Origin of the sequence: Pleomorphochaeta sp. DL1XJH-081 (genome assembly GCF_049310885.1) — a bacterium.
Classification (GTDB): domain Bacteria; phylum Spirochaetota; class Spirochaetia; order Sphaerochaetales; family Sphaerochaetaceae; genus CAYZJV01.
The window spans coordinates 1-593 of the sequence record NZ_JBMDYO010000029.1 but is presented as its reverse complement, the minus strand read 5'-3'; the positions used below and the strand labels follow the sequence as shown (position 1 = coordinate 593).

Here is a 593-nt window from a genome sequence, read left to right as displayed (position 1 = left end):
ATTCTGGACACCGACGCCACTTCCGACACTTTCAACATCAGCTACGACACCGAGGCCGTTTCGATCCTGGACGTCACCGATCCCTACCAGGCGGTCATCGAGTCCACCGCGGGAAGCTATTTCAAGAACGACACGGGAAGCACCACCCTCATCTGCCGTGTGTATCAGAACGGCGAGGAGATCGACGGGACCGGGGTGAGCCTCACCTACAGCTGGACCAAGACCGACAAGGACGGAACAGCGGTGGCGTTCACCCCCACGGCGGTTGCCCATGGGTCGATCGTTACCACCAAGAAGAAGGCCATCTCCGTCTCGCACGATGATGTGACGGTCAAGGCCACCTATTTCTGTTCGGTCAGCTGACCAAAAGGAGAACACATGGCACTAACCGGCGCAAGCTATACCCTCACATCCCTCAGCGATGCTCCCTCGTACCAACTGCAGTTGACGATGTCTTCTGCTTCCTTGGGGACTTTGGACCTGGCTTTCTATAAGAACGGGTCGCTGTACACACCCTCGGTATACGTGCATGCACGCAGCTGGGACGGCAGCAGCTGGGCCCAAAGCGGTGCAAGCGGGACCATGACAGGAGG

General features: G+C 58.3%; 2 protein-coding genes. Both read left to right on the top strand.

Features of this window, described 5'->3' with window-relative positions; all coding sequences use genetic code 11:
• Positions 1-363, top strand: a 363-nt coding sequence (locus ACODJP_RS13770) for a hypothetical protein (RefSeq protein WP_422482473.1), incomplete at its 5' end; no start/stop codon positions are given.
• Between the two features lie 15 nt (positions 364-378).
• Positions 379-593 (top strand): hypothetical protein (locus tag ACODJP_RS13765; protein WP_422482471.1); only part of this gene is annotated, 215 nt, incomplete at its 3' end.